30 protein-coding genes and 1 tRNA gene are annotated in these 25762 nt (G+C 28.5%); 11 read left to right on the top strand and 20 right to left on the bottom strand.

Features of this window, described 5'->3' with window-relative positions; genetic code table 11:
- A partial coding sequence (locus ACTT83_RS01035; protein WP_440918381.1) for a DUF721 domain-containing protein occupies positions 1–436 on the bottom strand: 436 nt, incomplete at its 3' end.
- Between ACTT83_RS01035 and ACTT83_RS01040 the strand changes: the two genes are divergently transcribed.
- Together ACTT83_RS01040 and ACTT83_RS01045 are read left to right on the top strand one after the other, a co-directional pair.
- A complete protein-coding gene (locus tag ACTT83_RS01040) occupies positions 437–1420 on the top strand; it encodes an A/G-specific adenine glycosylase (RefSeq protein ID WP_440918382.1) in 984 nt (327 codons plus the stop codon).
- Complete coding sequence (locus ACTT83_RS01045; RefSeq protein WP_440918383.1) at positions 1417–2559, top strand: FAD-dependent monooxygenase; 1143 nt, start codon at positions 1417–1419, stop codon at positions 2557–2559. Before ACTT83_RS01040 ends, ACTT83_RS01045 begins: the two co-directional genes overlap by 4 nt.
- On the opposite strand, the gene ACTT83_RS01050 is transcribed toward ACTT83_RS01045, so the two are convergent.
- The 3 genes from ACTT83_RS01050 to ACTT83_RS01060 all read right to left on the bottom strand — a co-directional run bounded on the left by ACTT83_RS01050 (position 2556) and on the right by ACTT83_RS01060 (position 5022).
- The gene (locus ACTT83_RS01050) at positions 2556–3626 is read right to left on the bottom strand and encodes a site-specific DNA-methyltransferase (protein ID WP_440918384.1); all 1071 of its coding nucleotides are present in this window, start codon (positions 3624–3626) and stop codon (positions 2556–2558) included. The genes ACTT83_RS01045 and ACTT83_RS01050 overlap by 4 nt on opposite strands.
- A gap of 119 nt (positions 3627–3745) precedes the next feature.
- Positions 3746–4306: a ribonuclease HII gene (locus ACTT83_RS01055; protein ID WP_440918385.1), complete on the bottom strand. Its 561-nt coding sequence runs from the start codon at positions 4304–4306 to the stop codon at positions 3746–3748.
- Positions 4306–5022: a uracil-DNA glycosylase gene (locus ACTT83_RS01060; RefSeq protein WP_440918386.1), complete on the bottom strand. Its 717-nt coding sequence runs from the start codon at positions 5020–5022 to the stop codon at positions 4306–4308. The genes ACTT83_RS01055 and ACTT83_RS01060 overlap by 1 nt, the downstream gene beginning before the upstream one ends.
- Positions 5023–5090: 68 nt before the next feature.
- On the opposite strand from ACTT83_RS01060, the gene ACTT83_RS01065 reads away from it, so the two are divergent.
- The 4 genes from ACTT83_RS01065 (at position 5091) to ACTT83_RS01080 (ending at position 8950) form a co-directional block, all read left to right on the top strand.
- The gene (locus ACTT83_RS01065) at positions 5091–6719 is read left to right on the top strand and encodes a tetratricopeptide repeat protein (RefSeq protein WP_440918387.1); all 1629 of its coding nucleotides are present in this window, start codon (positions 5091–5093) and stop codon (positions 6717–6719) included.
- Entirely contained in the window at positions 6720–7565 is an 846-nt protein-coding gene (locus tag ACTT83_RS01070) for a 4-(cytidine 5'-diphospho)-2-C-methyl-D-erythritol kinase (RefSeq protein WP_440918388.1), read from the top strand.
- Positions 7566–7598: 33 nt separating this feature from the next.
- Positions 7599–7672 (top strand) — tRNA-Gln (locus ACTT83_RS01075).
- Between the two features lie 3 nt (positions 7673–7675).
- Complete coding sequence (locus ACTT83_RS01080) at positions 7676–8950, top strand: CCA tRNA nucleotidyltransferase (protein ID WP_440918389.1); 1275 nt, start codon at positions 7676–7678, stop codon at positions 8948–8950.
- Here ACTT83_RS01080 and greA read toward each other — a convergent pair.
- From greA to ACTT83_RS01095, 3 genes are read right to left on the bottom strand one after another with little or no spacing between them, the layout of a single operon-like run.
- Positions 8947–9423: a transcription elongation factor GreA gene (gene greA, locus ACTT83_RS01085; RefSeq protein WP_440918390.1), complete on the bottom strand. Its 477-nt coding sequence runs from the start codon at positions 9421–9423 to the stop codon at positions 8947–8949. The two genes, ACTT83_RS01080 and greA, sit on opposite strands and share 4 nt — an antisense overlap.
- A 1-nt stretch (position 9424) precedes the next feature.
- Complete coding sequence (gene hemF, locus ACTT83_RS01090) at positions 9425–10252, bottom strand: oxygen-dependent coproporphyrinogen oxidase (protein WP_440918391.1); 828 nt, start codon at positions 10250–10252, stop codon at positions 9425–9427.
- 1 nt (position 10253) lies between these two features.
- The gene (locus ACTT83_RS01095; RefSeq protein WP_440917405.1) at positions 10254–10727 is read right to left on the bottom strand and encodes a tRNA (cytidine(34)-2'-O)-methyltransferase; all 474 of its coding nucleotides are present in this window, start codon (positions 10725–10727) and stop codon (positions 10254–10256) included.
- A gap of 90 nt (positions 10728–10817) precedes the next feature.
- Between ACTT83_RS01095 and petA the strand changes: the two genes are divergently transcribed.
- The 3 genes from petA to ACTT83_RS01110 are packed head-to-tail and all read left to right on the top strand — an operon-like array spanning position 10818 to position 13375.
- Positions 10818–11327, top strand: coding sequence for a ubiquinol-cytochrome c reductase iron-sulfur subunit (gene petA, locus ACTT83_RS01100; protein ID WP_440915863.1), 510 nt, complete (start codon positions 10818–10820; stop codon positions 11325–11327).
- Positions 11328–11332: 5 nt separating this feature from the next.
- On the top strand, positions 11333–12595 hold the full coding sequence (locus ACTT83_RS01105; RefSeq protein WP_440917404.1) for a cytochrome b: 1263 nt from the start codon (positions 11333–11335) through the stop codon (positions 12593–12595).
- Entirely contained in the window at positions 12596–13375 is a 780-nt protein-coding gene (locus tag ACTT83_RS01110) for a cytochrome c1 (RefSeq protein ID WP_440918392.1), read from the top strand.
- Here the strand turns inward: ACTT83_RS01110 and ychF are convergent.
- Genes ychF through lgt form a run of 7 tightly spaced genes read right to left on the bottom strand, consistent with a single transcriptional unit; the run spans position 13352 to position 19289 of the window.
- Complete coding sequence (gene ychF / locus ACTT83_RS01115) at positions 13352–14425, bottom strand: redox-regulated ATPase YchF (protein ID WP_440918393.1); 1074 nt, start codon at positions 14423–14425, stop codon at positions 13352–13354. The genes ACTT83_RS01110 and ychF overlap by 24 nt on opposite strands.
- Positions 14425–14985, bottom strand: a complete 561-nt coding sequence (gene pth, locus ACTT83_RS01120) for an aminoacyl-tRNA hydrolase (RefSeq protein ID WP_440918394.1) — start codon at positions 14983–14985, stop codon at positions 14425–14427. The genes ychF and pth overlap by 1 nt, the downstream gene beginning before the upstream one ends.
- Positions 14986–15013: 28 nt before the next feature.
- On the bottom strand, positions 15014–15742 hold the full coding sequence (locus tag ACTT83_RS01125; RefSeq protein ID WP_440917400.1) for a 50S ribosomal protein L25/general stress protein Ctc: 729 nt from the start codon (positions 15740–15742) through the stop codon (positions 15014–15016).
- Positions 15743–15785: 43 nt separating this feature from the next.
- The gene (locus ACTT83_RS01130) at positions 15786–16718 is read right to left on the bottom strand and encodes a ribose-phosphate pyrophosphokinase (protein ID WP_440918395.1); all 933 of its coding nucleotides are present in this window, start codon (positions 16716–16718) and stop codon (positions 15786–15788) included.
- A gap of 7 nt (positions 16719–16725) precedes the next feature.
- On the bottom strand, positions 16726–17484 hold the full coding sequence (gene pgeF / locus ACTT83_RS01135; RefSeq protein ID WP_440918423.1) for a peptidoglycan editing factor PgeF: 759 nt from the start codon (positions 17482–17484) through the stop codon (positions 16726–16728).
- Position 17485: 1 nt separating this feature from the next.
- On the bottom strand, positions 17486–18529 hold the full coding sequence (locus ACTT83_RS01140) for an SAM-dependent methyltransferase (RefSeq protein ID WP_440918396.1): 1044 nt from the start codon (positions 18527–18529) through the stop codon (positions 17486–17488).
- Positions 18507–19289, bottom strand: coding sequence for a prolipoprotein diacylglyceryl transferase (gene lgt, locus ACTT83_RS01145; protein ID WP_440918397.1), 783 nt, complete (start codon positions 19287–19289; stop codon positions 18507–18509). Before lgt ends, ACTT83_RS01140 begins: the two co-directional genes overlap by 23 nt.
- Before the next feature lie 50 nt (positions 19290–19339).
- Between lgt and ACTT83_RS01150 the strand changes: the two genes are divergently transcribed.
- Positions 19340–19591 carry a hypothetical protein gene (locus tag ACTT83_RS01150; RefSeq protein ID WP_440918398.1) on the top strand — a complete coding sequence of 84 codons (252 nt, stop codon included), beginning with the start codon at positions 19340–19342 and terminating at the stop codon, positions 19589–19591.
- Here ACTT83_RS01150 and ACTT83_RS01155 read toward each other — a convergent pair.
- From ACTT83_RS01155 to ACTT83_RS01165, 3 genes are read right to left on the bottom strand one after another with little or no spacing between them, the layout of a single operon-like run.
- Complete coding sequence (locus tag ACTT83_RS01155; RefSeq protein WP_440918399.1) at positions 19569–20888, bottom strand: ATP-binding protein; 1320 nt, start codon at positions 20886–20888, stop codon at positions 19569–19571. The two genes, ACTT83_RS01150 and ACTT83_RS01155, sit on opposite strands and share 23 nt — an antisense overlap.
- Entirely contained in the window at positions 20869–21546 is a 678-nt protein-coding gene (locus ACTT83_RS01160; RefSeq protein WP_440918400.1) for a response regulator transcription factor, read from the bottom strand. The genes ACTT83_RS01155 and ACTT83_RS01160 overlap by 20 nt, the downstream gene beginning before the upstream one ends.
- Positions 21539–21976 carry a MarR family winged helix-turn-helix transcriptional regulator gene (locus ACTT83_RS01165; RefSeq protein ID WP_440918401.1) on the bottom strand — a complete coding sequence of 146 codons (438 nt, stop codon included), beginning with the start codon at positions 21974–21976 and terminating at the stop codon, positions 21539–21541. The genes ACTT83_RS01160 and ACTT83_RS01165 overlap by 8 nt, the downstream gene beginning before the upstream one ends.
- Positions 21977–22045: 69 nt before the next feature.
- Here ACTT83_RS01165 and ACTT83_RS01170 point away from each other — a divergent pair, with 69 nt between their 5' ends.
- Positions 22046–22927, top strand: a complete 882-nt coding sequence (locus tag ACTT83_RS01170) for a branched-chain amino acid aminotransferase (RefSeq protein WP_440918424.1) — start codon at positions 22046–22048, stop codon at positions 22925–22927.
- Here the strand turns inward: ACTT83_RS01170 and pgsA are convergent.
- The 3 genes from pgsA to ACTT83_RS01185 are packed head-to-tail and all read right to left on the bottom strand — an operon-like array spanning position 22924 to position 25761.
- Positions 22924–23508, bottom strand: coding sequence for a CDP-diacylglycerol--glycerol-3-phosphate 3-phosphatidyltransferase (gene pgsA / locus ACTT83_RS01175; protein WP_440918402.1), 585 nt, complete (start codon positions 23506–23508; stop codon positions 22924–22926). The genes ACTT83_RS01170 and pgsA overlap by 4 nt on opposite strands.
- Before the next feature lie 5 nt (positions 23509–23513).
- Positions 23514–25349, bottom strand: a complete 1836-nt coding sequence (gene uvrC / locus ACTT83_RS01180) for an excinuclease ABC subunit UvrC (protein WP_440918403.1) — start codon at positions 25347–25349, stop codon at positions 23514–23516.
- On the bottom strand, positions 25336–25761 hold the full coding sequence (locus tag ACTT83_RS01185; protein WP_440915879.1) for a dihydroneopterin aldolase: 426 nt from the start codon (positions 25759–25761) through the stop codon (positions 25336–25338). The genes uvrC and ACTT83_RS01185 overlap by 14 nt, the downstream gene beginning before the upstream one ends.
- Position 25762 lies beyond the last annotated feature (1 nt).

The raw sequence follows: 25762 nt of genomic DNA on the forward strand, positions 1-25762 counted from the left end.
CATTTTTAACATCATTAAGTTTATTTTTATATTTATTGTTTGTCACAGGTTTATTCTGAATTATCTTCTGATTATCTATTTCACTTTCATGGTTAAAACTTGTGAATTTAATCCGTTTTACAACTTCATCTTTAAAAAAAGCATTCATTCTATTCATAATTTTTTTTTTTGAATATTCTAACTCAACTTCATGACCTCTTTGTACCATTATTAAGAGAGTGCTTACACTGAACTTGTTAGTATTCTTAAAAGATTTTGGATAACAAACTTTAAATAATTTTTCACCAGCAATGAATTTCCAATTATTGAGTGTTTCGGAATAAATATGACCTCTTTTATTAATAAACTTTTTGATATTTTTTGGCAAAGTGTCATTGAAAGACCTTAATCCTTGAATGCTACCAGTTCTCTGCTTAATATATTTTTTATATTGCATATGAAAGATCAATTTGTAACAAAAAAAATTCTTAATTGGTACGATTTAAATAAAAGATCATTACCATGGCGAAAAAATGTTTCACCCACTAAAAAGCAATATTTTACATTAGTAAGTGAATTTATGTTACAACAAACTCAGGTTGCAACAGTTATTCCTTATTTTAATCGCTTCATTAAAACCATTCCAAATCTCAGTTCACTTGCTAAAACTAGTGACAAAAAACTATATAAACTCTGGGAAGGTCTTGGATATTATTCTAGAGTAAAAAATTTAAGAAAAACTGCTCAAGTTGTTAAAAAAAATTTTCAAGGGAAATTGCCAGATACTTTTGATGATTTAATTTCTTTACCAGGAATTGGAAATTATACCGCAAGTGCAATTTTGGCGATTGCATTTAATAAGTCTTTTATACCGCTAGATGGAAATGTCGAGAGAGTTTTAAAAAGATATCTTTTTCTTAAAAAAGAAAAAGAAATTACCAAGGAAAATCTTCACAAAAAAAAATCAATATTAGGAACATCTCCAAGGTCTAGCGATTATGCGCAGGCTTTGATGGAATTAGGGGCTTTGATTTGTAAACCTACAAATCCCAACTGTTTAAAATGTCCAATTTCAAAAAAATGTAAATCATTTCGTAAAAAAGATTTCAAACTTGTAAAGAATAGTAAAAAAAATATAGATAAGTACTTTATTTTAAATGTTTATAAAAAAAATAAAAAATATCTATTGGTCAAAAATACAAAATTTAAATTTCTCAAAAACTTAAGAATATTTCCAATGCAGGAATTATCTAAACCCAAAAAATTTAATAAAACGATAAATTTTAAAATGTCCAACATGAATATGAATATTAAAATTCAATATCCAAAAAATGTTAGAGAAATATCCACTTCCTGTTGGGTTGATCAAAAAACAATTGGTAATTCTATGCTGCCAACATTTACAAAAAAAGTTGTTAAGTATTTAGAGGGCAACTTATGAAAAAAATAGCCATTATCGGAGCTGGTATTTCGGGATTATTTATTGCTAATTTATTCAAGAAAAACTCAGATTATCAAGTGGTAATTTATGAGAAAAGTAATTCGATTAATCTTGAGGAAGGTTATGGCATTCAATTATCCGTCAATAGTGTGAAGCTTTTAAATGAAATTGGATTTAATAAATTTGAAAATGCAAGAAAGTTTAATCCAAAAAAGATTATTTTTTTTTCATCTAAAAACTCCAAAAAGATATGTGATTTGAATATCTCTGATTTTAATTCAGAGAATTGTCAGTACACTACTTTGAAAAGATCTGATTTAATAAATTTTTTGAAAAAGGATATAGAAAATTTAATTAAATTTAATCATAATGTTTCGAGTATAAATAAAGAAAATCAGAAAATTCAACTTAATTTTGAAAACAATGAAATTTTCAAATGTGATTATTTAATTATTTCAGATGGAGTTTTTTCAAAAAGTAGAAGTTTGATTTCTAACAATAAAAATCAACCAAAATACAACAACACACTAGCGATTAGAGGAAACATAACAAATTCTTCCGAAATCGATAATGAAAATATTTCATTATTTTTAGGCTCTGATTTTCATCAGGTAATTTATCCAGTAAATCAAAATGGAGACCTAAATTTTATAGCAATTATGAAGTATGAACTTACTTTAGAACAACAAAAAAATTATTCTTTATTCAAAGAAAATTCCTTCATTAGAAAAGTTTTAGAAAAGGTTCCAAAAGAAAATAAAGAATTTTTTGATAAAATTAAGGAATTAAAAATATTCCCAGTATTTGTTAGTAAAGACTTTTTTAAAACAAATAATGATAACATTAATTTTATAGGTGATGCTTTTTTTGCTTTTCCTCCTTCATTTGCCCAGGGGGCATCTCAGTCCATAGAAGGTGCTTATGAATTATATAAAAGTATAGAAAATAACTCAGAAGGGAATTTCTTTAAAAATAGAGTTATTAAAACTAAAATGGTCAATAAAAGATCTAAACTAAATCAATTCGCATTTCATTTATCTAATCCTGTAGCTGTTTTTTTTAGAAATATTTTTTTGAAAAAATTTATTAAAAACAAAAAGTTTTTAGACTCTTATTTAGGTAAAATTTATAATAATTAATTTTTTGAAATTAATCTTTGTCTTAAATTATCTATTGGTACTATTTGCCCATTAAGATTATAATGCCAATAAGTCCAACCATTACAACTTTCTGCTCCCAATATTGATGCAGCTACCTTGTGAATAGAGCCTTCTTTTTTTGCATGTTTTATACTTCCATCAGCCATAATTTTTGCACTGATTTTCTTTTTATTATCAAAAATAGTGGTGCCTGGTTTAATTATTCCTAATTCAACCAATGACCCAAAAGGTATTCTTGGCTTAGATCTACCATTTTGCAAAGTATCTAAATAATCATCTTCTATAGGTTTTGTATTTTTTAGTCGTTGTTCAGCTGCCTTATAATAGGTTTTTTCTTTTTCAATTCCGTAATAATTTCTACCCAATTTTTTTGCAACTGTTGCTGTTGTTCCTGATCCTAAAAAAGGATCTAAAACTAAATCATTTTTATTTGAGGTTGCTAACAAAATTCTGTGAAGTAGAGCCTCAGGTTTTTGAGTAGAATGCACTTTTTTACCATTCTTTTTAAGTCTTTCAGAACCATTACAAATCGGCAACTCCCAGTTCGATCTCATTTGAAGATCATCATTTAAACATTTTAAAGATTGATAATTAAAAGTGTATTTTGATTTCTCTGATTTTGATGCCCAAATCAACGTTTCATGTGCATTAGTAAAACGTGTCCCTCTGAAATTTGGCATAGGATTTTTTTTATTCCAGATGACGTCATTTAAAATCCAAAAACCTAAATTTTGAATAGCGGTGCCAACTCTAAAAATGTTATGGTAACTGCCAATCACCCAAATAGCTCCATTTTTTTTCAAAATTCTTTTACATTCTGTTAACCACGAGTAGGTAAATTCATCATACTTTTTCAAATTTTCAAATTGATCCCATTTATCATTGACTGCATTTACCTTAGATCTATCAGGTCTTATAAGCTCATTTTTTAATTGTAAGTTGTAAGGAGGGTCAGCAAAAATTAAATCAAAAGTCTCACTAGGGATTTTTTTAAGTTTCCTTAAACTATCTCCATTTATTAATTTGTTTTTAAAGTCCAAATTCATTTTATAAAAATAAATTAGACTCCAAAAAGATTCTTGGGTCAACCTAGGATTGAATTATTTGGATTCCATTTGTATGATGGTGGTTCGCAACAACTACATCTGGTGTTTCTACGTGAAACCTATTTTAACTTGCTGATCGGTGAAAAGGTTTTTCTATGGTGAGAAGTAATCCCAAATTTTTTTATAGCTTTAAGATGTTGTTTAGTTCCATATCCATAATTTTTACTCCAGTAATAATTTTTAAATTTCTTCCCTAACTTAGAGATCATTTTATCACGTGTAACTTTTGCTATGATAGATGCTGCAGAAATTGATGGTATTTTTTGATCACCTTTAATGACTGATTGAAGTTTATAATTTTTTAAATTTGGTGTTTTATTTCCATCGACTAAAATCAGTTTTGGTTTTTTTTTGAGTTTTTTAATCGCTCTTTCCATAGCTAATAGGCTTGCATGAAGAATATTTATTTTTTCAATTTCTGAGACAGAAGCTTTACCTGTAGCCCAAATAGAGTTTTTTTTAATGTATTTAGCTAAAAATTCTCGCTTATCTTTTTTTAAACTTTTTGAGTCTTTCAATAACTTTTTATTGATGGACTTGTTCAATATTACGGCTGCTGCATAAACAGGTCCAATTAAGCTACCTCTGCCAACTTCATCAACTCCAGCAATAGTTTTCATTAAATCCTAATATTTAAATCTTGAATTTTTTGTTTAATTTTTTTTAGATCTTCCCAAGAAAATTTTTTATTTTCTGGAAATCTAATTAGATAGGAGGGGCTAAAAGAAATCATGATAGGAATAGTTTTGTTTTTTAAAATAATTTCTTTCCACTTACCTCTTTCATTAGATATTTTGCTTAATCCTGTAATTGCCTCCATTGCCGTGCTGCCCATTAAAATTAAAATTTTTGGATTTATAATTGCAATGTGTTCTTTTAAAAATATTGCATAACGTTTTATCTCATGTGTAGTGGGTTTTCTGTCTTCCGGTGGTCTGAAATTAATTGAGTAGGTAGTGTAAATATTTTCTCTTTTTATATTGATTGCTAGTAACATTTTGTTTAAGAGATTACCCACTTCTCCTTGAAAGCATAAACCTGTTTTATCTTCTATTTCGCCTGGGGTTTCTCCAATTAACATCACATCAGCATGAATGTTGCCTTCGCCCAGGACTAAATTCTTAGAATTATTTTTTAAATTACAATTTTCAATTGAATTAATCTTTGTTTTAAGATCATTCAGCAATTTATTTTTTTTTATTGAGGTGTTGTTATTTTCAGTTGAGTCGACTTTAAATCTATTGATTGGTTTATCGCTAAAAATAAAATCAGTTTCAATTGATTTCATGAATTCTTGAGCATATTTAGCATTTTGATTTAAAGTCTTTTTAATCATACAATGTAGTAATGGTTCTTAAAAATATAAAATTTATACTTATTATATTATTATTTTATCAGAACACTTTGTTAACGAAAAGTAATTCTTTTGAAAAAATTGATTCTAAAAATTTATCAAAATATTTTTCAGGTATAGTTGCCTTTGGTAATAAAAAAAATTCTGAAGCTTTAGATTTTTTTAATTCATCTAAAATTTTGATTAATGCTCATGATCCATTTTTAAAAAGGTATGTATCTTCATTAGTATTGGAGAATAAAGTATTGCAAGCAATTCAAATTATTAAACAAAATTATGAAAATGAAAATATAGATTTTTTCGACTCTTATTTATTATTAATAATTGATAGTTTAAAAAAAAATGAGTTAGATATTGCCTATGAATATATTTCTATTGCAAATAATTTTGCAGAACAGGATAGGTTTAATTTAGCAATTTTAGAGAGCTTAAAACAATATGTTTATCTTTTTAAAGAAAAAAAATTTTTAGACGATAAGAAGAACTTTGGAAGATTATCTTATATTTCAGAAACATTTCAAAAGTGTTATTTAGATGATCCTAAAACAGGAAGATATTTCTCAAAATTGATAAATGATCCTGAGTCAGATTTTACTAGATATATTTATTTTTATATAAGTTATCTAGTTGAAAACGATAACTTAAATGAAGCAAAAGTAATTACCGATGAAATAGAATTTTTAAATTCAACATTGCTACTATCACAAGGTAAAAGTTGGATTGACAATGGAAACTTACAAAAATTTCAAGAGGTCTTTTCATGTAAAAATCATAATGATTTAATTGCTGAATTTTTGTTTTTAATATCAAATCTGTATTCTGCACAAGACAATTACGAGATGTCAAATTTTTACTTAAACTTATCAAATTTTCTTAATCCAAGATTTGTATTTAATTTATCACTAGTTGCGGAAAATCATTATTTTAATAAAGATTATGAAAAGGCAAAAAAGGTTCTTAAAAAATTTAAAAAGGATGATGATTTTTACTATTGGTTTAGATTAAAAAAAGAAGCGCAAATAATTTCAGCGCAGAGAAATAATCAAGAGTCTCTTAACTTTATTAAATTTAATTTTGATAAAATTGAAAATCCAAATGAAAAAATATTATTTGATGTTGCTAATTTTTATAAAAAAGCAAAAAATTACGAAGAGGCAATAAGATATTACTCTAAAATTATTGAAAATTTGGATGATAATTCGGATATCAAGTCAGATATTCTTTATCGAAGAGGAGGTACATATGAACGAATTAAAAATTATGAAAAAGCCGATAAAGATTTAATTGATGCACTTCAAATTACACCTGACGATGCTTATATACTAAATTACCTTGCTTATTCATGGCTTGAGAGGGATTATAAAATTAATGAAGCAATCAAAATGCTTGAAACAGCCTATGAACTTGAGAGTGATGATCCATATATAATAGATTCTATTGGTTGGGCTTATTATTTAACTGATGATTATCCAAGAGCTGAAAAATTTTTGAAAAGAGCCGTAGAATTAATGCCGGATGATCCGATAGTGAATGATCATTACGGCGATATTTTGTGGAAACTCAATAGAAAAATTCAGGCTAGATATTTTTGGACCAATGTATTGAAAATGAAAGATACTGAAAAAGAATTAATTGAAAAAATTAATATTAAGATGATCGAAGGTCTTAAAAGCTCTTAAATGTCTTTTTCCAGAATAAAATCACACGCGAAATTAAATTTGGCACTAAATGTTATAAGCAAAAGTAAATCTTTGCACAATATAGAGAGCATAATAAGCTTCGTAGATTTACACGACATAATTTTGATCAAAAAAATTAAATCAAAAAATCATTTAATTTCATTCAATGGAAAATTTTCTCGAAGGATAGGTAAGAAAAATACTGTTTCTAAATTATTTGAGATCTTAGAAAAAAAAAAAATTTTGAAAAACCAAAGATTTCAAATCAAAATCAAAAAATCTATTCCTGATAAAGCTGGTCTTGGCGGTGGCTCAATGAATGCAGCAAGTATACTTAGATATTTGGCTCATAAGAGAATAATTAATATCAAAAATAAGGAAATGTTAAAAATTTCTAAGTTAATTGGCTCAGATGTGATGTTAGGCTTAAATCATAAAAGTAAGATTTTAAATTCAAGAAATAAAATAAAGTATTTCAATAATGTAAAAAAAATTTACCCATTAATCGTAAAACCAAATTTTGGTTGTTCGACTAAGGATATTTATTCAAAGGTTAGAAAGTTTGATAAAGCAAAATTTGGAAAGGGAGCCAAAAAAATGTTTGATATCAATTTTTTAAAAAATATGAAAAATTCCTTAGAAACAATAGCTTTTTTAAAATACCCGAGATTAAAAAATATGAAACTTTATTTAGAGAATTCTCTAAACCCAGTTTTTGTAAGAATGACAGGATCGGGATCAGCTTTAGTTGCATATTTTCAAACAAAAAAAAGATGTGAACGTGCGAAAAAAAGGTTTATTCAAAAATACAAAAATATCTGGTGTATAGCCTCAAAAACTATATAAATTTGATTTTTTTGTGTTATACGAACTTAATATTGGGGCGTAGCCAAGCGGTAAGGCACGGGTTTTTGGTACCTGCATCCTAGGTTCGAATCCTAGCGCCCCAGCCAAGTATGAAAAATTTTTTAGATACAATTTTTTTTAGATCAAATAATTTAAATTATATAAGTCAAAGTATTCGAGATTTAACAAAAAATACTCCAGCAAATAAAATATTTAAAGCCATAAATTCTTATTCATCAGATAGTGAAGTAAGATTTGTAGGAGGTTGCATAAGAAAAATCATTAATAAAGAAATAGTAAATGATATTGATATGGCTACAAATCTTGATCCTCAAAAGGTTTGTGAAGTTTTGAAAGAAAATAAAATTGATTATTACGAAACTGGTATTGAACATGGAACAATTACAGCATTTATAGAAGGGTACAAATTTGAGATTACCTCATTGAGAGAAGATATTTTAACAGATGGAAGACATGCAAAAGTGAAATTTTCAAAAAATTGGAAAGAGGATGCATTAAGAAGGGATTTTACCATCAATTCCATTTACGCGGATGAAGATGGAAACTTGTTTGATCCTTTTGAGGGTAAAAAAGACTTAGAAAACGGTTTCGTAAATTTTATAGGAGACGCTGATAAAAGAATTAAAGAAGATTATTTGAGAATTTTAAGATATTTAAGATTTTTCGCCCATTACTCAAAGCATCCGCATAATCCAGAATTAATCAGAAAACTTAAAATTAATATCGGTGGTATCTCAAAATTATCTAAAGAGAGACTATTAGATGAGTTGAAAAAAATAACTCACTTAGAAATATTAGAAAAATTAGCTGATGATAAATTGAGCTCAGAATTATTTTTAATTGTTTTTCCTGAATTAAATAATTTAAAAACTTTTTCAAAATTAAACTCAAAAAAAAAACAAATAATTAATAAGGCTGATTTTGTCTTTCTATTATCTTTAATGATTATTGATGAAACAGATAATGCGGATTATTTTATGTACAAATTTAATATTTCTAAAAAAGATAAAAAAAGAATTAAAATTATTGATAATTTTTTTAAGGAAAAAATTGGATCAAAAACTTTTAGAGAGGAAAACTTTAATGGGATTTTTTATTATAATGGAAAACAAGCTGTAACTGATATTCTCAATTATTATTTAATAAAATCAAAAAAAAATTCTGAAAATATTCAAAGATTAATTGATTTCTACAAAGATAAAACAATCCCAAAAATGCCTGTGGGTGCGGAATTTTTAATGGAAAAATTCAATATTCCTGAGGGTAAACAATTGGGTGCAAAATTAAAAATAATTGAGGAAGAATGGGTGAAAAATAATTTTCAAATTTCAGATAAACAAGTAAGTCAAATTGTTAACAATTAGATATATTTTACGTCTTTAATTTCAAAATTTTTGACCCCGGCAGGAGTTTTTATTTCAACTAAATCATTTTTATTTTTTCCTATTAAACCTTTACCTATAGGCGATTGAAAATAAATTAATTTTTGTTTGAGGTCAGCTTCATCTTTTCCTACAATTTTATAATTTATTTTTTCTCCAGTATCTAAATTTTCTAAAAACACAGTCGAGCCGAAGATGACTTTTCCATCATTATTTAATTTCGTAACATCAATGACATTTGCTCTAGCAATGATATCATTAATTTCAGTAATCCTTCCCTCATTATGAGACTGCTCTTCTTTTGCTGCGTGGTACTCTGCATTTTCTTTTAGATCACCATGTGACCTCGCTTCAGCAATCGCCGCTACAATCTCAGGTCTTTTTTTTTCTTTCAAAAATATTAATTCATCTTTGAGTTTATTTAAGCCATTTAAAGTAATTGGTTCTTTGTCCATGTTATTTCCATTTTGCTAAAGGAGGTAATGACATTAAAATACCTTCAACATTTCCACCAGTTTGTAAACCAAATTTTGTTCCCCGGTCATAGAGTAAGTTAAATTCTGTATAACGACCTCTTTTTATGAATTGTAATTCTTTATGTTTTTTAGTCCACTTTTTCTTAATTTTTTTTCTAATCATTTTTTCAAAAATGAATTGAAAAGTAATCCCCACATCCCTTACAAATTTAAAATCTTTTTCAAAATTATCTTTTTTATAATCAAAAAAAATTCCACCAATACCTCTCGGTTCTTTTCTATGAGGTAAGTAAAAATATTCATCACACCATTTCTTATATTTTGTATAATATTTCTTATTGTGATGATCACACATTTTTTTTAGGGTTTTATGAAATTCTTTTTTTTCCTTATCATCTTTTATTGACGGGGTTACATCCATACCACCACCAAACCAGTCCTGAGTTGTGCAGATATATCTTGTATTAAAATGCATAGCAGGGATCATGGGATTTTTCATATGCATCACAACGGAAATACCAGAAGCCCAAAAACTGGGATTTTTTTTTGCACCTAAAATATTTTTTTGAAATTGTTTTGGGAATTTTCCATGAACTTTAGAAAAATTAACTCCAACTTTATCAAATATTTTTCCATTTTCTAAAATTCTAAATTCTCCACCTCCTTCATCTCTTTTTTTACTTCTGTTCCAAACAGTGGTTTTGATATCCGCATCTTTTCTTTCAAGGTTAGTTATAGTATGCCAAATAGCTTCTTGTAGCATTTTGAACCAATTACTTGTAATGTCTTTTTTAATTTCTAAATCCATATTAGATTAATTTAGTTTGTTTTAAACTTTCTGCCAATATGATTGCAACAGAAGATGCAATATTAAGTGAGCGTTTATTGTTTTTCATAGGAATTTTGAGTCTATCTTTAATTTTTTTGTGAACCTCATTTGGCACTCCGGCACTTTCTCTGCCAAAAAGAATAGTGTCATTTTTATTAAACTTAAATTTTGTGTAAGAAACAGACGCTTTTGTGGTCATAAGAACTATTCTTTGATCTTTTTTTGATTTAAAAAAATCATCTGAGCTTTGATGGAATTTTATGTCTTTCTCATTCATATAATCCATAACGACTCGCTTAAATCTTCTGTCACTTAGCATAAACCCGCAAGGCTCTATTATTTCAAGTTTTGCACCCAGGCACGCACAGGTTCTGATTATTGCTGCTGTATTTTGAGGTATGTCTGGTTCAAATAAAGCAATTTTAGGGCCATGATTTATCAAATTCTGTGTCATTCTTTCAGTAGTAAATTTATCATTTTATATTATATGAAATCATATATTTAAGTAGAAAAAAGCAATATTGAGTATATTTAACTATTATTGATGTCAGAAAAAAAAACTAATAGACGAGATTTCTTATTCACAGCAACTTATGCAGTTGGTGCGGTTGGTGTGGGTGCAACGATATGGCCAATGATTGATCAGATGAACCCAGATGCGTCAGTCAAAGCTTTAGCGAGCACTGAGGTTGATGTAAGCGCTGTTAATCCAGGTAAAACAATTACAGTTTTATGGAGAGGTAAACCAGTTTTTATTCGTAGAAGAACACAAGATGAGATAGCTGAAGCAAGATCTGTAAAGTTAGAAGATTTAAAACATCCAGAAAAAGATGAGGATCGTGCAGCGAACCCCGAGTGGTTAGTCATGCTTGGAGTGTGCACTCACTTAGGCTGTGTTCCTTTAGATCAAAAAGGTGAATACAATGGATGGTTTTGTCCTTGTCATGGTTCTCACTATGATATCTCTGGAAGAATTAGAAAGGGACCAGCTCCGACTAATATGGAGATCCCTAAATATGAATTTGTTAATGCTAATACAATTAAAATTGGATAATTATTATGAGTGATCACGAATACACACCGAAATCAAAATTTGGAAAATGGTTTAACGATCGTTTACCATTATTAACTCTTGCAAATCACTTAACTGATTATCCAACACCTAAAAATTTAAATTATTGGTGGACGTTTGGTGGAATATTAACTTTTTGTTTGATTACTCAAATTGTAACGGGTTTAGTTCTTGCAATGCATTATATTGCTCATGCTGATATGGCTTTTGATAGTGTCGAGCATATTATGAGAGATGTTAACTATGGTTGGTTAATTAGATACATTCATGCAAATGGTGCTTCAATGTTTTTTTTGGCTGTTTATATTCATATATTTAGATCATTATTTTATGGTTCTTACAAAGCTCCTAGAGAAATAATTTGGATAATAGGTATCATCATTTATTTATTAATGATGGCAGCTGCATTTTTGGGTTATGTACTTCCATGGGGCCAAATGAGTTTCTGGGGTGCAACTGTGATTACAAATCTATTTAGCGCAATTCCATTAGTAGGTGAGGGTATTGTTACTTGGTTATGGGGAGGTTACTCAGTTGATAATCCTACTTTAACAAGATTTTTTACACTTCACTATTTAATACCTTTTTTAATTTTAGGTTTAGTTGTTCTTCACATATGGGCACTTCATGTTCCTGGAAATAATAATCCAGTTGGAATTGACATTAAAAAACCTTCAAAAGATACAGTTCCATTCCATCCATACATTGTAATAAAAGATGGTTTTGCTTTACTAATGTTTATGATTGTTTTTGCATTTTTTGTTTTTTACACACCAAATATTTTAGGTCATGCAGATAATTATATTGAAGCTAATCCATTAGTTACTCCGGCACATATTGTTCCAGAGTGGTATTTATTACCATTCTATGCAATTTTAAGATCAGTCCCAGATAAACTTTTAGGAGTAGTTGCAATGTTATCTGCCATTTTAATTTTAGCAGCTCTTCCATGGCTTGATACTTCAAAAATTAGATCAGCAGTATTTAGACCTTTATATAGACAATTTTATTGGATCCTTGTCGCTGATGTTTTGATCCTGGGATATGTAGGTGCTATGCCAGCAGAGGGATTATATCTGTTAGTTGCTAGAGTAGCTACAGCATATTATTTCTTACATTTTTTAGTGATACTTCCAGTTTTAGGTTGGAAAGAAAAAACCCTTCCAATTCCATTAAGTATTACCGAACCGATACTAGGTGGTTCACCTAATTTAGCCACAGCAAAGAACAAGGAAAGTTTAAATAAATAAGTGAAAAATTTTTTTAAAATATTTTCATTTATTATCTTATTTTCTGGACTTTCATTGAGCACTCAAGCTGCAGAAAAAATTGAATATTTAAAAACCGATTGGAGCTTTAAAGGTCTCTTTGGAAAGTTTGATCGAGCTGCACTTCAAAGGGGTTATCAAGTCTACACAGAGGTATGTTCTTCTTGTCACTCGATGAAATATTTAAGTTATAGAAACTTAGCTGAAAAAGGGGGACCAGAATTTTCTATAGAGCAAGCAAAAGCTATTGCTGCATCTTTTGAGGTCAAAGATGGACCTAATTCAGATGGTGATATGTTTACCCGTCCAGGCAGATTATCAGATAAGTTTGTAATGCCATATGATAACGTTCAAGCTGCTCAAGCAGCAAATGGAGGTGCTTATCCACCAGATATGTCTGTATTAGTTAAAGCAAGAGGAGGTGGGGTAGATTATATTTACTCATTGCTTCAAGGATATGAAGACCCACCAGCTGGTGTTACTTTAGATGATGGTGTGTATTATAATAAATATATGTACGGGAATAAAATAAAAATGGCTAATCAGTTATCAGATGGATTAGTAGAATACTCTGATGGCACAATAGCTTCTGTTGAGCAAATGTCAAAAGATGTGACAACATTCTTGATGTGGTCAGCTGAACCCCATTTAGAGTCAAGACATCAAATGGGTTTTAAAGCTATTGTGTATTTAATTATTTTAACAATCCTAGTTTATTTTAGTATGAAAAGAATATGGTCACGTATTGAAACGGAAGTTTAGAACGTCTCCATCTTTAACTATATAATCTTTCCCCTCTAATCTCATTTTTCCGTTATTTTTTGAATTTACCCAACCATCATTGGATATGAAATCATGGTAAGAAATAGTTTCAGCCCGAATAAATCCTTTTTCAAAATCAGTATGAATTTCACCTGCAGCTTTTGGTGCAGTACAATTTTTTTCAATTGTCCATGCTCGAGTTTCTTCGGGCCCAGATGTAAAGTATGTATCTAGATCAAGAATTTCGTAACCTTTCTTAATTAATTTATTCAATCCTGTTTCTTTTAATCCAATCATTTCCATATAATTTTTTTTCTCATTACTATCCAATTCATTTATTTGATTTTCTATGTCTGCAGAGACTATTAAAGTATTATTGTTTCCATACTTATCAATAAATGATTGAGTGTAATTATTTCCACTCTGAACACTTTGTTCATCAACGTTACAAACAAAAATTTTAGGTTTAAGGGATAATAATCCGGATTGATTAAGTTGTTTTTTATTAAATTGGGTTCTTAAATCGTCAAAACTTTTATTATTATTTATACAATCCATAGCTATTTCAAGAATTTTGATTTGATCCTCATCAACATTTTTTTTATTATTTTTCTCTAACCTTTTTTGAATAGATTCAAGATCTGCAAGCATCATCTCTGTTTCTATAATTTCTATATCTCTAACCGGGTCAACAGAAGGATTTACATTTTGAATATCATTAGAGTCAAAGCACCTGATCATGTGAATAATTGCATCGACTTCTCTAATATGAGAAAGAAATTTATTACCCAAACCTTCACCTTTGGATGCACCTTTTACCAATCCGGCAATATCAACAAAAGAGATAGTGGTATTGATTATTTTTTTTGATTTTGAAATTTTAGCTAAATTGTTTAATCTTTCATCAGGAACTATTACAACTCCAATATTTGGATCAATTGTACAAAAAGGAAAATTAGCAGCTTGTGCCTTACTGGAATTAGTTAGAGCATTGAAAAGAGTTGATTTACCAACATTAGGTAATCCAACGATCCCACATTTAAAACTCATTATTTATTATTAACTGTGCTTGAAAATAAATCTAATTTTTTTTCTACAAGTATCGAAAGTGATTCAGTTATATTTTTGGATATTTTTTCTACACCCAAAATTTCTTCATCATCAAAATTTTGCAAAACATAATCAGATACTTCAATGGGTCCTTTTGGTTTTCCTATACCTATTCTTACTCTTGAGTAATCTTTGCCAATAAATTTATCTATAGAAGATATTCCATTGTGGCCAGCACTTGATCCACCAAATTTCGCTTTTATTTTTCCAAATTCGACATCAAGGTCATCATGAAAAACAATTACATTTTCAGGTTCGATTTTAAAGTATTCAATTAGTTCTCTAATACATATTCCAGAGTTATTCATAAAAGTTAAAGGTTTGATGGCATAAACTTTTTTACTTTCAATATTACCAGTTGTTAACAAACCTTTGAATTTTGGTTTTTGTTTTGTAAGCCCGAACTTTTTATTGATGGAGTCTATAATTTTAAACCCAACATTATGTCTATTATTTTCACTATTTGGAGTTGGATTACCTAAACCTACGAATAAAAGCATAAACTATTAGTATTTCAAATTAAGTGAATTATTTTTTTTCTTCTGGAGCTTTTTTGTCTGCAGGTTTTTTATCGTCACCCTCTTTTTTATCGCCCTCTGCAGCTGGTTTATCTCCTTCAGCTGCTGCTGCTTCTGCTCCTTCAGCACCTTCTTCACCCTCTGCAGCTTCTGCTTCTGCTGGTTTTTCTGGTTCTTTCATTACCGTCGGTGCTGCTAAGGTTGCAATTACGAAATCTCTTCCTTGAATAGTTGGTGTTACTTCTGCATCTAGTTTTACTGAAGAAATTTTAAAACTTGACCCGATATCGATACCATCTAAATCTAAAGTAATACTTTCAGGTATTTTTTCACTTGGACATTTTAATTCGACTTTTCTTCTTACAATGTTAAGTACTCCACCTCTTTTTAGACCTGGAGATTTTTCATGATTAATAAAGTTTACTGGAACTTCAATCTTAATTTTTACTCCAGGAAGAACTCTTAGAAAATCTACATGGGTAGGTTCATCACTTATGATGTGATATTTTACTTCCCTAGGTAATACATTTTGAGATTTTCCATCCACATTTAAAGTAATAATGTTTGATAAAAAGTTTTCTTTCTCAATCAAGGTTTTTAATAATTTCTTTGATATAGAAACTTTTTGATTTTGGTCTTTACCTCCATAGATAATCCCTGGAACACCGCCATCATTCCTGATGGCATTAAGTTGACCTTTAGTCTTGTTATCCCTGATCTTTGCTTCTAAAGAATTCATAAAACACAGGTTTTTAACTCATGTTCATAAATAATCAAGGTAATTATTTGAATAAATCTGAAACTGATGTCGAATTAGAAATTCTTTTTATAGCTTCTCCCATAAGGGCGGAAATTGGTAAAACTTCTATGTTTTTAACATTTTTGGTTTTTTCGTTGTTATCTATTGTGTCTGTTATAACTAAATTTTTAATTACTGAATTTTTAATTTTTTTAACTGCATCCCCACTCAATACCCCATGAGTAATATAAACATAAACCTCTTTTGCACCTCTTTGTTTTAATGCCTTTGCAGCGTTAACAATGGTGCCGCCAGAGTCAATTATATCATCAACCAAGATACATGTTTTGCCTTTCACATCTCCGATAATATTCATTACTTGTGATTGTCCAGGTTTTGGTCTTCTTTTATCAACAATAGCTAAACCAATGTTTAAAATTTTACCAAGTGCTCTCGCTCGTTCCGTACCACCGACATCTGGGGCAACACAGATTATATTTTTACTTTTAATCTTTTTTTTAATGTGTCTTGCAAAGATCGGAGTTGCAAAAAGGTTATCAACAGGAATATCAAAAAAACCTTGAATTTGACCAGCGTGAAGATCAACTGTCACAACTCTATCTGCCCCAGCTTGAGTGATTAAATTTGAAACAAGCTTTGCTGATATAGATGTTCTTGGTACAACTTTTCTATCTTGTCTCGCATAACCAAAATAAGGAATTACAGCAGTTATATTTTTTGCTGATGATCTTTTTAAAGCATCAATACATAATAATAATTCCATTAAATTGTCATTAGCTGGTGAAGAAATAGATTGAATTATAAAAATGCTATTCCCTCTTATATTTTCATTTATTTCAATGTAAATTTCACCATCTGCAAATTTTCTTATACTAGAATTGACAAGTTTAGATTTTAAATATTTAGCGATATTTTTACTTAAGATTTTATTACTATTTCCAGTTAATAATTTCATGAAAAGTTTAATTAATCATAATTATTGAAATATTTCTACCATAATCATTTAGATTTAATTTTAATGATCTTCTTGCACTAAAAAAATTATTTTTTTTATCGAATGTATCAATTTTGATCATATCAATTTTATTGATTTTTTGTGATTTAAGCTGAGATTTTACATAATTTGGTAAATCAAAATAAATTAATTCGTTTTTATTTTTAAAGAAAATTTTGTTTTTTTTGTGTTTTTTAATAAATTTCTTTTTAAAGTCAGCTTTTACCTCGTAGTTTTTTTGAGTAATTGACGGACCAATTGCTCCTATAATATTTTTTGGATTACATCCCTTTTTATGCATAAAATTAATAACATTTTTGATTATCCCTCTATACGCCCCTTTCCAACCAGCATGGATAGCCGCGATAATTTTTTTTTCATAGTCATATAATAAAACTGGTACGCAATCAGCGGTCAATACAGCTATCGGCAGTTTTTTTTGATTAGTTATAATTGCGTCAGCTTTAATTTTTTTTTTTAATTTAGAGTTTTTATTTAGAAAAACCAACTTATTGCTATGTACTTGATGTACTAAATAAATATTTTTTGTTTTTTTCCCTATTTTATCTTTGACAATCTTTAAATTTTTTAAAATGTTGTTTTTGTTATCATGAGAACCGGGACCACAATTTAGACTTTTATATATCCCTTTTGATTTACCTCCATTTTTATTAAAAAAACCATGACTTATATTTTTGTTTTTTAATAATTTTCGAGAGGTGATCAGATCAAAATCCTAAATTAAATTTATTTTTTTGATTTTTTATTAACATAACTTTAAACAATTTTCCCATTTGTTTATCATCTGTTAGCCTTTTTAATCTGTAATAAATATCTGCTTTTTTTAAAAAGTTTTGATTTTTTGCAATCATCTCAGCTCTATCGTGGATACCCATTTTTGTGAGAAATTCTTTTTGTGTTGTTAAACTATGCTTTAATCCACCCAGTTTTTTGATTATTTTTTCAAATAATCGGAAATTAATATTATGTGTGATGTCTGAATTGCCAATTTTAGCTAAAACATCTGAATATTCGTGTTTATATAATGCTTGTAAAGTATTTTTCATTTTATCTTCATTATATCCATAATCTATGATTAAAATTCCTCCAGATCTTACTTTGATTATTTTTGAAATTTGTTTCAGATAATTAATACCAAGCTCTGAATATTCTATAAAACTCTGGTTTTTAGATATTCTAAAATTAATCTTTTTTTCATAATTTTTCATATTAATCTTTTTTTCTGAGAAAGAGGTTATTTTTTTGTTTAAACTAACAAACTTTTCAAACCAAAGATTTCCTTTTTTTTCAAATTGTTTTATTGCAAGTGCATCAAAAAACTCATTTGCAACAAATATACTAGGGATTTTTTCAATTTTTTTTAAGTCGTTTATCCAATTTACATCTGAATTTGATAATTCTTTTTTTTGTATTTTCTTTAAAGTAGGACTAATCTCATAAATTACCAACCTGCAGGATTTGAAAAACGATGGAAATTTTTTAAAACTTTCTATAAGAATTTTCATCATTGCAGCATTTCCTGCTCCAAGTTCGATTAAGTTAAATTCTTTTGGTGACCCTATACTTTTCCAAAAACTTACAACCCAAATAGCAATCATTTCAGAAAATAATCTTGATACGTTAGGAGCTGTAATAAAATCTCCTTTTTTGCCGAATGGATTTTTTTTTATGTAATACCCAGACTTTTTATTATATAGAGAGATATTGATAAACTTGTCTAAGGGTAAATTAACTATTTTGTCTGTTTTCATATTTAGAGATTAATAAATAACATCCGATTATTAAAAAAAAGATACTTATAAGTTGTCCCATAGTTAAATTAAATAATAAATAGCCTAGTTGCTCATCAGGAACTCTTAAAAACTCAATTGCAAATCTAAAAATTGAGTAAAAAACTAAAAATATACCCGAGATAAAACCAGGTCTTTTGGAGAAACTCTTATTTTTTAAATATAATAGAACTAAAAATAGAACTATACCCTCAAAAAATGCTTCATATAACTGAGTAGGATGTCGATATAAATTATCTATTTGTGTAAATCGGACTGCCCAACCTACATTTGTTTCGACACCATAAAGTTCTGAATTTATAAAATTGGCTATTCTGCCAAAAAAAATACCTATGGGTGCAACAAAAGACACAATATCCAAATAACTAAAAGAACTTTGTGAATTTCTTTTCGCGAAAAAGTAACTCACAATTATGATACCTATAACTCCCCCATGAAATGACATACCACCCTGCCAAATTTTAAAGATATCTGATAAATTATTGATGTAAAATTCAAAGTTATAAAATACAACATACCCTAATCTGCCACCAATAATTAAACCTAAAATTACATAAGTTAAGTAATCGTCAAATTTTTCCCTTACTTTCAGATCAGAAATAAAAAATTTTTTACTTAAAAACCACCCTAATAAAATACCAACAATATAAGCTAAAGAATACCATCTAATCTCAAATGAAAAAATTTGAAATGCGACTGGGTCAAAATTATTAATGAACATTTTAATTTTTAAATATAAGTTATAATTATAATAAGTTATTAGATAAATATATGAAAAACTCAAAGTTTGTAATTGAAAAACTTGCTAAATTATTTGAACAAGGCTTAGTATCATCAAAAGATATAGCTAATGAAATTGTGACTATTTTAAAATCTAAAAGAGATGAAATAGTTTTTAAAATGAAGTTAACAAGTAAAGATGAGTTTGAAGTTCTTTCAAAAAGAGTTGAAAATTTAGAAAATAAAATTGAACAATTAAAGTCTACAAAAAAAAAGAAAATTAAAAAGGCAAAAAGATCTTAGCCTCTAAACCACCCATTGGTGACTTAGCTAACTTGATATTTCCCCCGTGTGATCTGATAATGTCAGAAGCTATAGATAATCCAAGTCCAACGCTTGATTTTGTTTCAGCTCGACCTTTATCAATTTTGTAAAAAGGTTTGAAAACATTATCATATTCTGCTTCAGGTATACCTGGTCCGTTGTCTTCAATTTTAATGAATAAGTTGTTACTACTTTTAGTAATATCTACATTTACTTTTTCCGCGTATTTAATTGCATTATCTATTAGATTATTAACACATCTTTTGATTAAGTTTTTTCTACCACTTATATAAATTCTAGGAGTAATTTTGGATGATATATTTTCATTTTCATATTTTTTAACTATTTCATCAACTAATTCGCTAATATTAAATTCTTCATCTTTTTCAAGGTATGACGAGCTCGTAAATTGCAAATATTCATTGAGCATTTTTTCCATTTCATTAATGTCTTCTGATAATTTTTTACTTAATTCTTTATCTTTTATAAATGCTATTTGTAATTTCATTCTTGTTAAAGGAGTTCTTAAGTCGTGGCTAATACCAGATAACATTTCTGATCTTTGATTAAGATGTCTTAAAATTCTTTTTCTCATTCTATCAAATTCATAACCAGCTTGTCTGATTTCTGCTGCACCAGAAGGTTTAAATTCATCAATTTCTTCTCCCCGACCAAATTTTTCAGCTGCTTTTGCAAGATTAGTTATTGGTCTCGTTTGATTTTTTAGAAAAATTAATGAAATTAAAATCATTATGATTGCAGGAACTGTTATCCATAGTGCAAAGATACGAGCTGAGGAAGTCGTCAATCTATCTCTTGGAACTAAAAACTTAAAATAACCAGACTGATATTTTATTCTAATATCAATTAACTCTTTGTATGACGTTGTATCAAACCAATAATTTCCATTCCCAAACTTTGACTTAAGTTCCCTTCTTAAAGTTCTATCTATTGGGCTAAACCATCTTTCATCAACAATATAAGTAAATTTTTTATTATCTATAAAATCTATATTTAAATCTTGGTAAACTGAAAAAACGTTTTTTATTTCATCTTTTTTATAAATTTCATCAGAATAAACTTCTATGAAAGTATTAATTTCATTTACTAATGCTTTAGTCATACCTTTGTTTGTCTTGATCCAAAGGCTATCAAAAAAAACAATAGTAATTACCAATTGTAAAACTATGACTGGAACAGCAACAATTAATAAAGCTCTGTAAAATAATCTTTTAGGAAGTATATTTTTAAAAAATTTACTCAATCCATAGAACATATCCAGCTCCCCTTATTGTTTGTAAAAACTTTGGATTTTTTGGATCAATTTCAATCTTTTTTCTAAGTCTTGTGATGATAACATCTATTGATCTCTCTTTATCAAGCTCAGTTAAAATACCAATATCTTCACGTGAAAAAGTTTTGCCAGGATTATTAATCATTTTTTCTAAAATTTTTTTCTCTGTGTTATTAATTTTGTACTCTGTATTTTTCTTAATTATTAGTTGTTTATTTAAATCAATTTTAATATTCTCAAATTGTATTACTCTTTTTTGATCACTTTTTTTTGTTTTTTGAATTATATTTTGAATCCTCAATATTAGCTCCTTAGGTTCGAAAGGTTTTGGAAGATAGTCATCAGCACCAACTTCTAAACCCTCAACTCTTTCATTTGCCTCACCTTTCGCGGTTAATAAAATCACAGGTGTATCCAATTTTTTTTGATTTTCTTTGAGAAATTCTAAGCCACTTTTTCCAGGCATCATAATATCTAGTATGATAAGATCAAATTTGATTATTTGTATCTTTTCAAAAGCATCTTCTGCACTATTTGCAGTTGTAACCAGGTAATTATTTTCATTTAAATATTTTTTAACAAGAGTTCTGATACCTTCATCATCATCAACAACTAAAATATGAGCTACAAAATTATCCATTAATTATTTTTTTTAAAACGTTGTCAAAGTTAATGACTTCTTCTGAGCTTGAGTTAAGTAACGCGCTATGAATTCTTTTTTTTTGAATTTCAAAAATTTCATTAAATATTTTTTTTCCTTTATCATTAAGAAATACATGTTTTATTCTTGTATCCTGCTCATCTTTTTTAAAAATTATTATGTCTAGTTTAATTAGATCTTTTAAAACTCTATTAAGGCTTTGCTTGGTTACTTTAAGTTTTTTGAGCAATTCTGATATAGTGATCCCTTCATACATGGATAACAAATGAATAACTTTTTGGTGTGCTAGGCCAATTTTATACTTATTTAATATCTTTTTTGAGTCCGAAAATGTTTCTCTGTAACCTATAAAAAGCTTTTCGATCAAATCTTTTAATTGATCATCTTTTAGATATAAAAGTTGTTTCATTATTGGTAAGTTATATTGACATATTACAGATACAAAGATATTTTTTCAGTAAGAATTTTTTATTTCATGATGATACCCTACGATAAAAGATCAGGTAAAATATGGTACAATGGCGAATTAGTTGATTGGTCTGATGTTAAGGTTCATGTTCTCAGCCATGGATTACATTATGCGAGCTGTGTTTTCGAGGGAGAACGTGTGTATGATGGTTCAATTTTTAAATTAGAAGAACATACTTCAAGATTATTTTACTCCGCAAAGAGAATGGGAATTGAAATACCATATAGCGAGGATGAAATTAATAAAGCGAGCAATAAAGTAATTTCTACTCAAAAAGTTGAGAATGGATATGTCAGACCTGTAGTTTGGAGAGGTAGTGAAATGATGGCTATTTCAGCTCAGCAAACAAAAATTCATGTAGCAATTGCAACTTGGGAGTGGGGTTCATATTTTGATCCTAAACTTAAGGTTGAAGGTATTAAATTAAATATTTCAAACTGGCGAAGACCCGCCCCTAATACTATTCCTTGGGACACAAAAGCTTCTGGATTATATATGATTTGCACCCTTTCAAAACACGAAGCTGAAAAGCAAGGTTATACAGACTCACTTATGTTAGATCATGAGGATAATATCGCAGAAGCGACCGGAGCAAATATTTTTTTCAAAGATAAAAATGGTGAGCTACACACTCCAATACCAGATTCTTTTTTAGATGGAATTACTCGAAGAACTGTGATTCAAATTGCAAAATCTAAAAATATCAAAGTACATGAGAGAAAGATAAAACCAGAAGAATTAAAAAATTTCGTTGGATGTTTTTTAACAGGCACTGCAGCGGAAGTAACCCCTGTATCTACAATTGCAGATTATCAATTTAAAGTTTGCGATTTGATAATTGATTTAAATGAGAGCTATTTAGCTTTGGTTAAAAAGAAAAAAGCTGCTTAATCTTTATTGTCTTCTGATATAGCGTGGTCTATTCCTTTACGTATATACTCATAACCTGTGAACAGAGTCAGAGCTGCTGACAGCCATAATAAAATTATACCAATTGTTTGAGCATTATAGTCTTGAAAATTGATAATTTTATTTCCTGTATCTCCAGAAAGTAAAAGACCAATAGAGACCATTTGTAAAACTGTTTTTAATTTTGCTAGATTAGAGACAGGTAGTTTAATTTTACCTTTTGCTAAAAATTCCCTAAGACCAGATATTAAAATTTCTCTTGTTAAAATTATAATTGCAGCAATAACCTCATAATTTTTAATTGTGCCATCCATAACTAATAAAATTAGTGCAGCAGCTACTATAATTTTGTCTGCTATTGGATCTAATAATTCTCCCAATTTAGACTCTTCTCCAAGAAGTCTAGCCAACATTCCATCCAAAAAATCTGTAAACGATGCAATTATAAATAATACTAAAGCAGTTAGATCTCCATAAAATCCAGGTAAATAGAAAGCTAAAACAAAAAAGGGTACAATTAAAATTCTACCTACTGTTAGTATGTTGGGTATTTTTCTTAGCATAATCTCTATTCGTGAAAGAAGTTATATATCTTTTTTGCAACTTTTTCCTCAACACCATCAACTGATTTTATTTCATCTAGACTTGCAGACTCTACTGCTCGAGCTGATCCAAAATGATTTAATAAAGCCCTTTTTCTGATAGATCCAATGCCCTCAATCTGGTCTAACAAAGACTTACTAATACCTCTTTTTCTCTTTGCTCTATGGGCACTAATCGCAAAACGATGAGATTCATCCCTAATTCTTTGAAGAAAAAAAAGCGTAGGGTCATTTTTATTAAATTTATATTCTTTGCCATTATGAAAAAAAATTTCATTACCACTATTTCTAAATTTTCCCTTAGCAATCGCGATAATCGGTATTTCGTGAAGTCCTAATTCATTTAAAGAGTCTCTTGCAACAGAATATTGACCTTTTCCACCATCAACTATTACTAAATCAGGAAAGGAGAGATAATTGTCTTTTTCTTGAATTGCTCTTTTAAACCTCCTATTTAATACTTCTCGCATCATTCCGTAATCATCTTGCTCATTCTTTTTAGATTTAATGTTAAATTTTCGATATCTTTTCTTAATAAAACCTTCTTCACCGAATGCGATTAAGGCCCCGACACTATTTGTTCCCTGAATATGACTATTATCATAAACCTCTACTAAATTTATATTAGTCTCAAGATTAAATTTACTCGAAACAGAGTCAAATAATTCTCTATTATTTTGACTTTCATAAAGTTTTCGATTTAAACTTTCTTTTGCATTTTTGGTTGCTTGATTGATAACTTTTAGTTTTGACCCTTTTTTTGCAACAGACAAGTTTACTTGTTTACCCTCTTTTTTGGATAGAGTTTTTTCAATCAAATTTTTTTCTTTTATTTCTTCGGAAATTATTATCGATGAAGGTACACTTTTATTCTCATAAAATTGTGAAACAAAAGAATTAAGTATATTACTTAAACTTTCATCTGGATCATGTTTTGGAAAAAATGCTTGGTTACCCCAATTTTGCTTTGAACGATAAAAAAAAACTTGAATACAAGTTTTTCCAGACTCTTTATAACCCGCAATCACATCGGCCTCGATTAAATTTGCTTCATTGATTCTTTGAGAGGATTGAATAATGTTTAATGATTTTATTCTATCTCTCAAAATCACAGCTTTCTCAAAATCTAAATCTTCACTAGCTTTTTCCATTTGATCTGAGAGACTTTTTTGAATTTTTCTTGATTTTCCTGAAACGAACTCTATCGCATCATCGACAGTTTTCTTATAGTCCTCTTTTTCGACATATCCAACGCAAGGTCCAGAACATCTTTTAATTTGATAAAGAATGCATGGGCGTTCTCGATTTTTAAAGACTGTATCATCACATACTCTTATATGAAAAATTTTTTGTATCATCTTTATAGTCCAATTTGCTGAACCAGCAGATGCAAATGGCCCAAAATAAAAACCTTCCTTAGTTTTTTTTCCTCTATGTCGTCTTATCTGAGGCCAGACATCTTTATTACCAATAAATATAAAAGGAAATGATTTATCATCTCTAAGTAAAATATTAAATTTTGGTTTGTGCTTTTTAATCAAGTTGGCTTCAAGCAGTAAAGCCTCACTTTCATTCGAGGTAGTTGTAATCTCAAGTTTTTTTGTTTGAGATAACATTCTCTCTGTTCTTATAATATGGTTTTTTTCTGCTATGTAACTTTTAAGTCTATTAGGTAAATTTTTTGCTTTACCAACATAAAGAATTTCTCCTTTGTCGTTAAGCATGCGGTAAACACCAGGTAGCTTAGGTATTAATGGTAGTTCTTTTTTAATTACCTCTTTTCCAATTTCAGAACTTATCATGACTTCTTTTTTTGGTAATTTGTATACCAACTGATGAGCATTGTTTTAAAATTTCTAATTTTTCAATTTTGAGCATTATTTTTGCAATCCTTTTATCCTTAAACAATTCATCAAAAACAGACTCTGCAAGTGTTTCTAAAAAATTATAGTGTTTCTTTTTTACTAGTTTTGTAATTAATTTGACAATTGTGCTGTAGTTAACAATGGATTTAATATCTTTGTCATTTGAAGGCTTTTTATCTTGATAGTCAATTTCAAGGCTAAATTTAACTTTTTGAGGTTTTTCTTTTTCGAAATCGTAATATCCAAGTTTTAAATCTAAAATTAATTCATTGATAAGAATTTTTTTCTCATAGTTAAATAGAGCTTTATTCTTATCTATTTTAATAATTTTAAGATTATTTTTTTTCATA

It is taken from the genome of Candidatus Pelagibacter sp. (assembly GCF_052049775.1).
In the GTDB taxonomy this organism is placed as follows: domain Bacteria; phylum Pseudomonadota; class Alphaproteobacteria; order Pelagibacterales; family Pelagibacteraceae; genus Pelagibacter.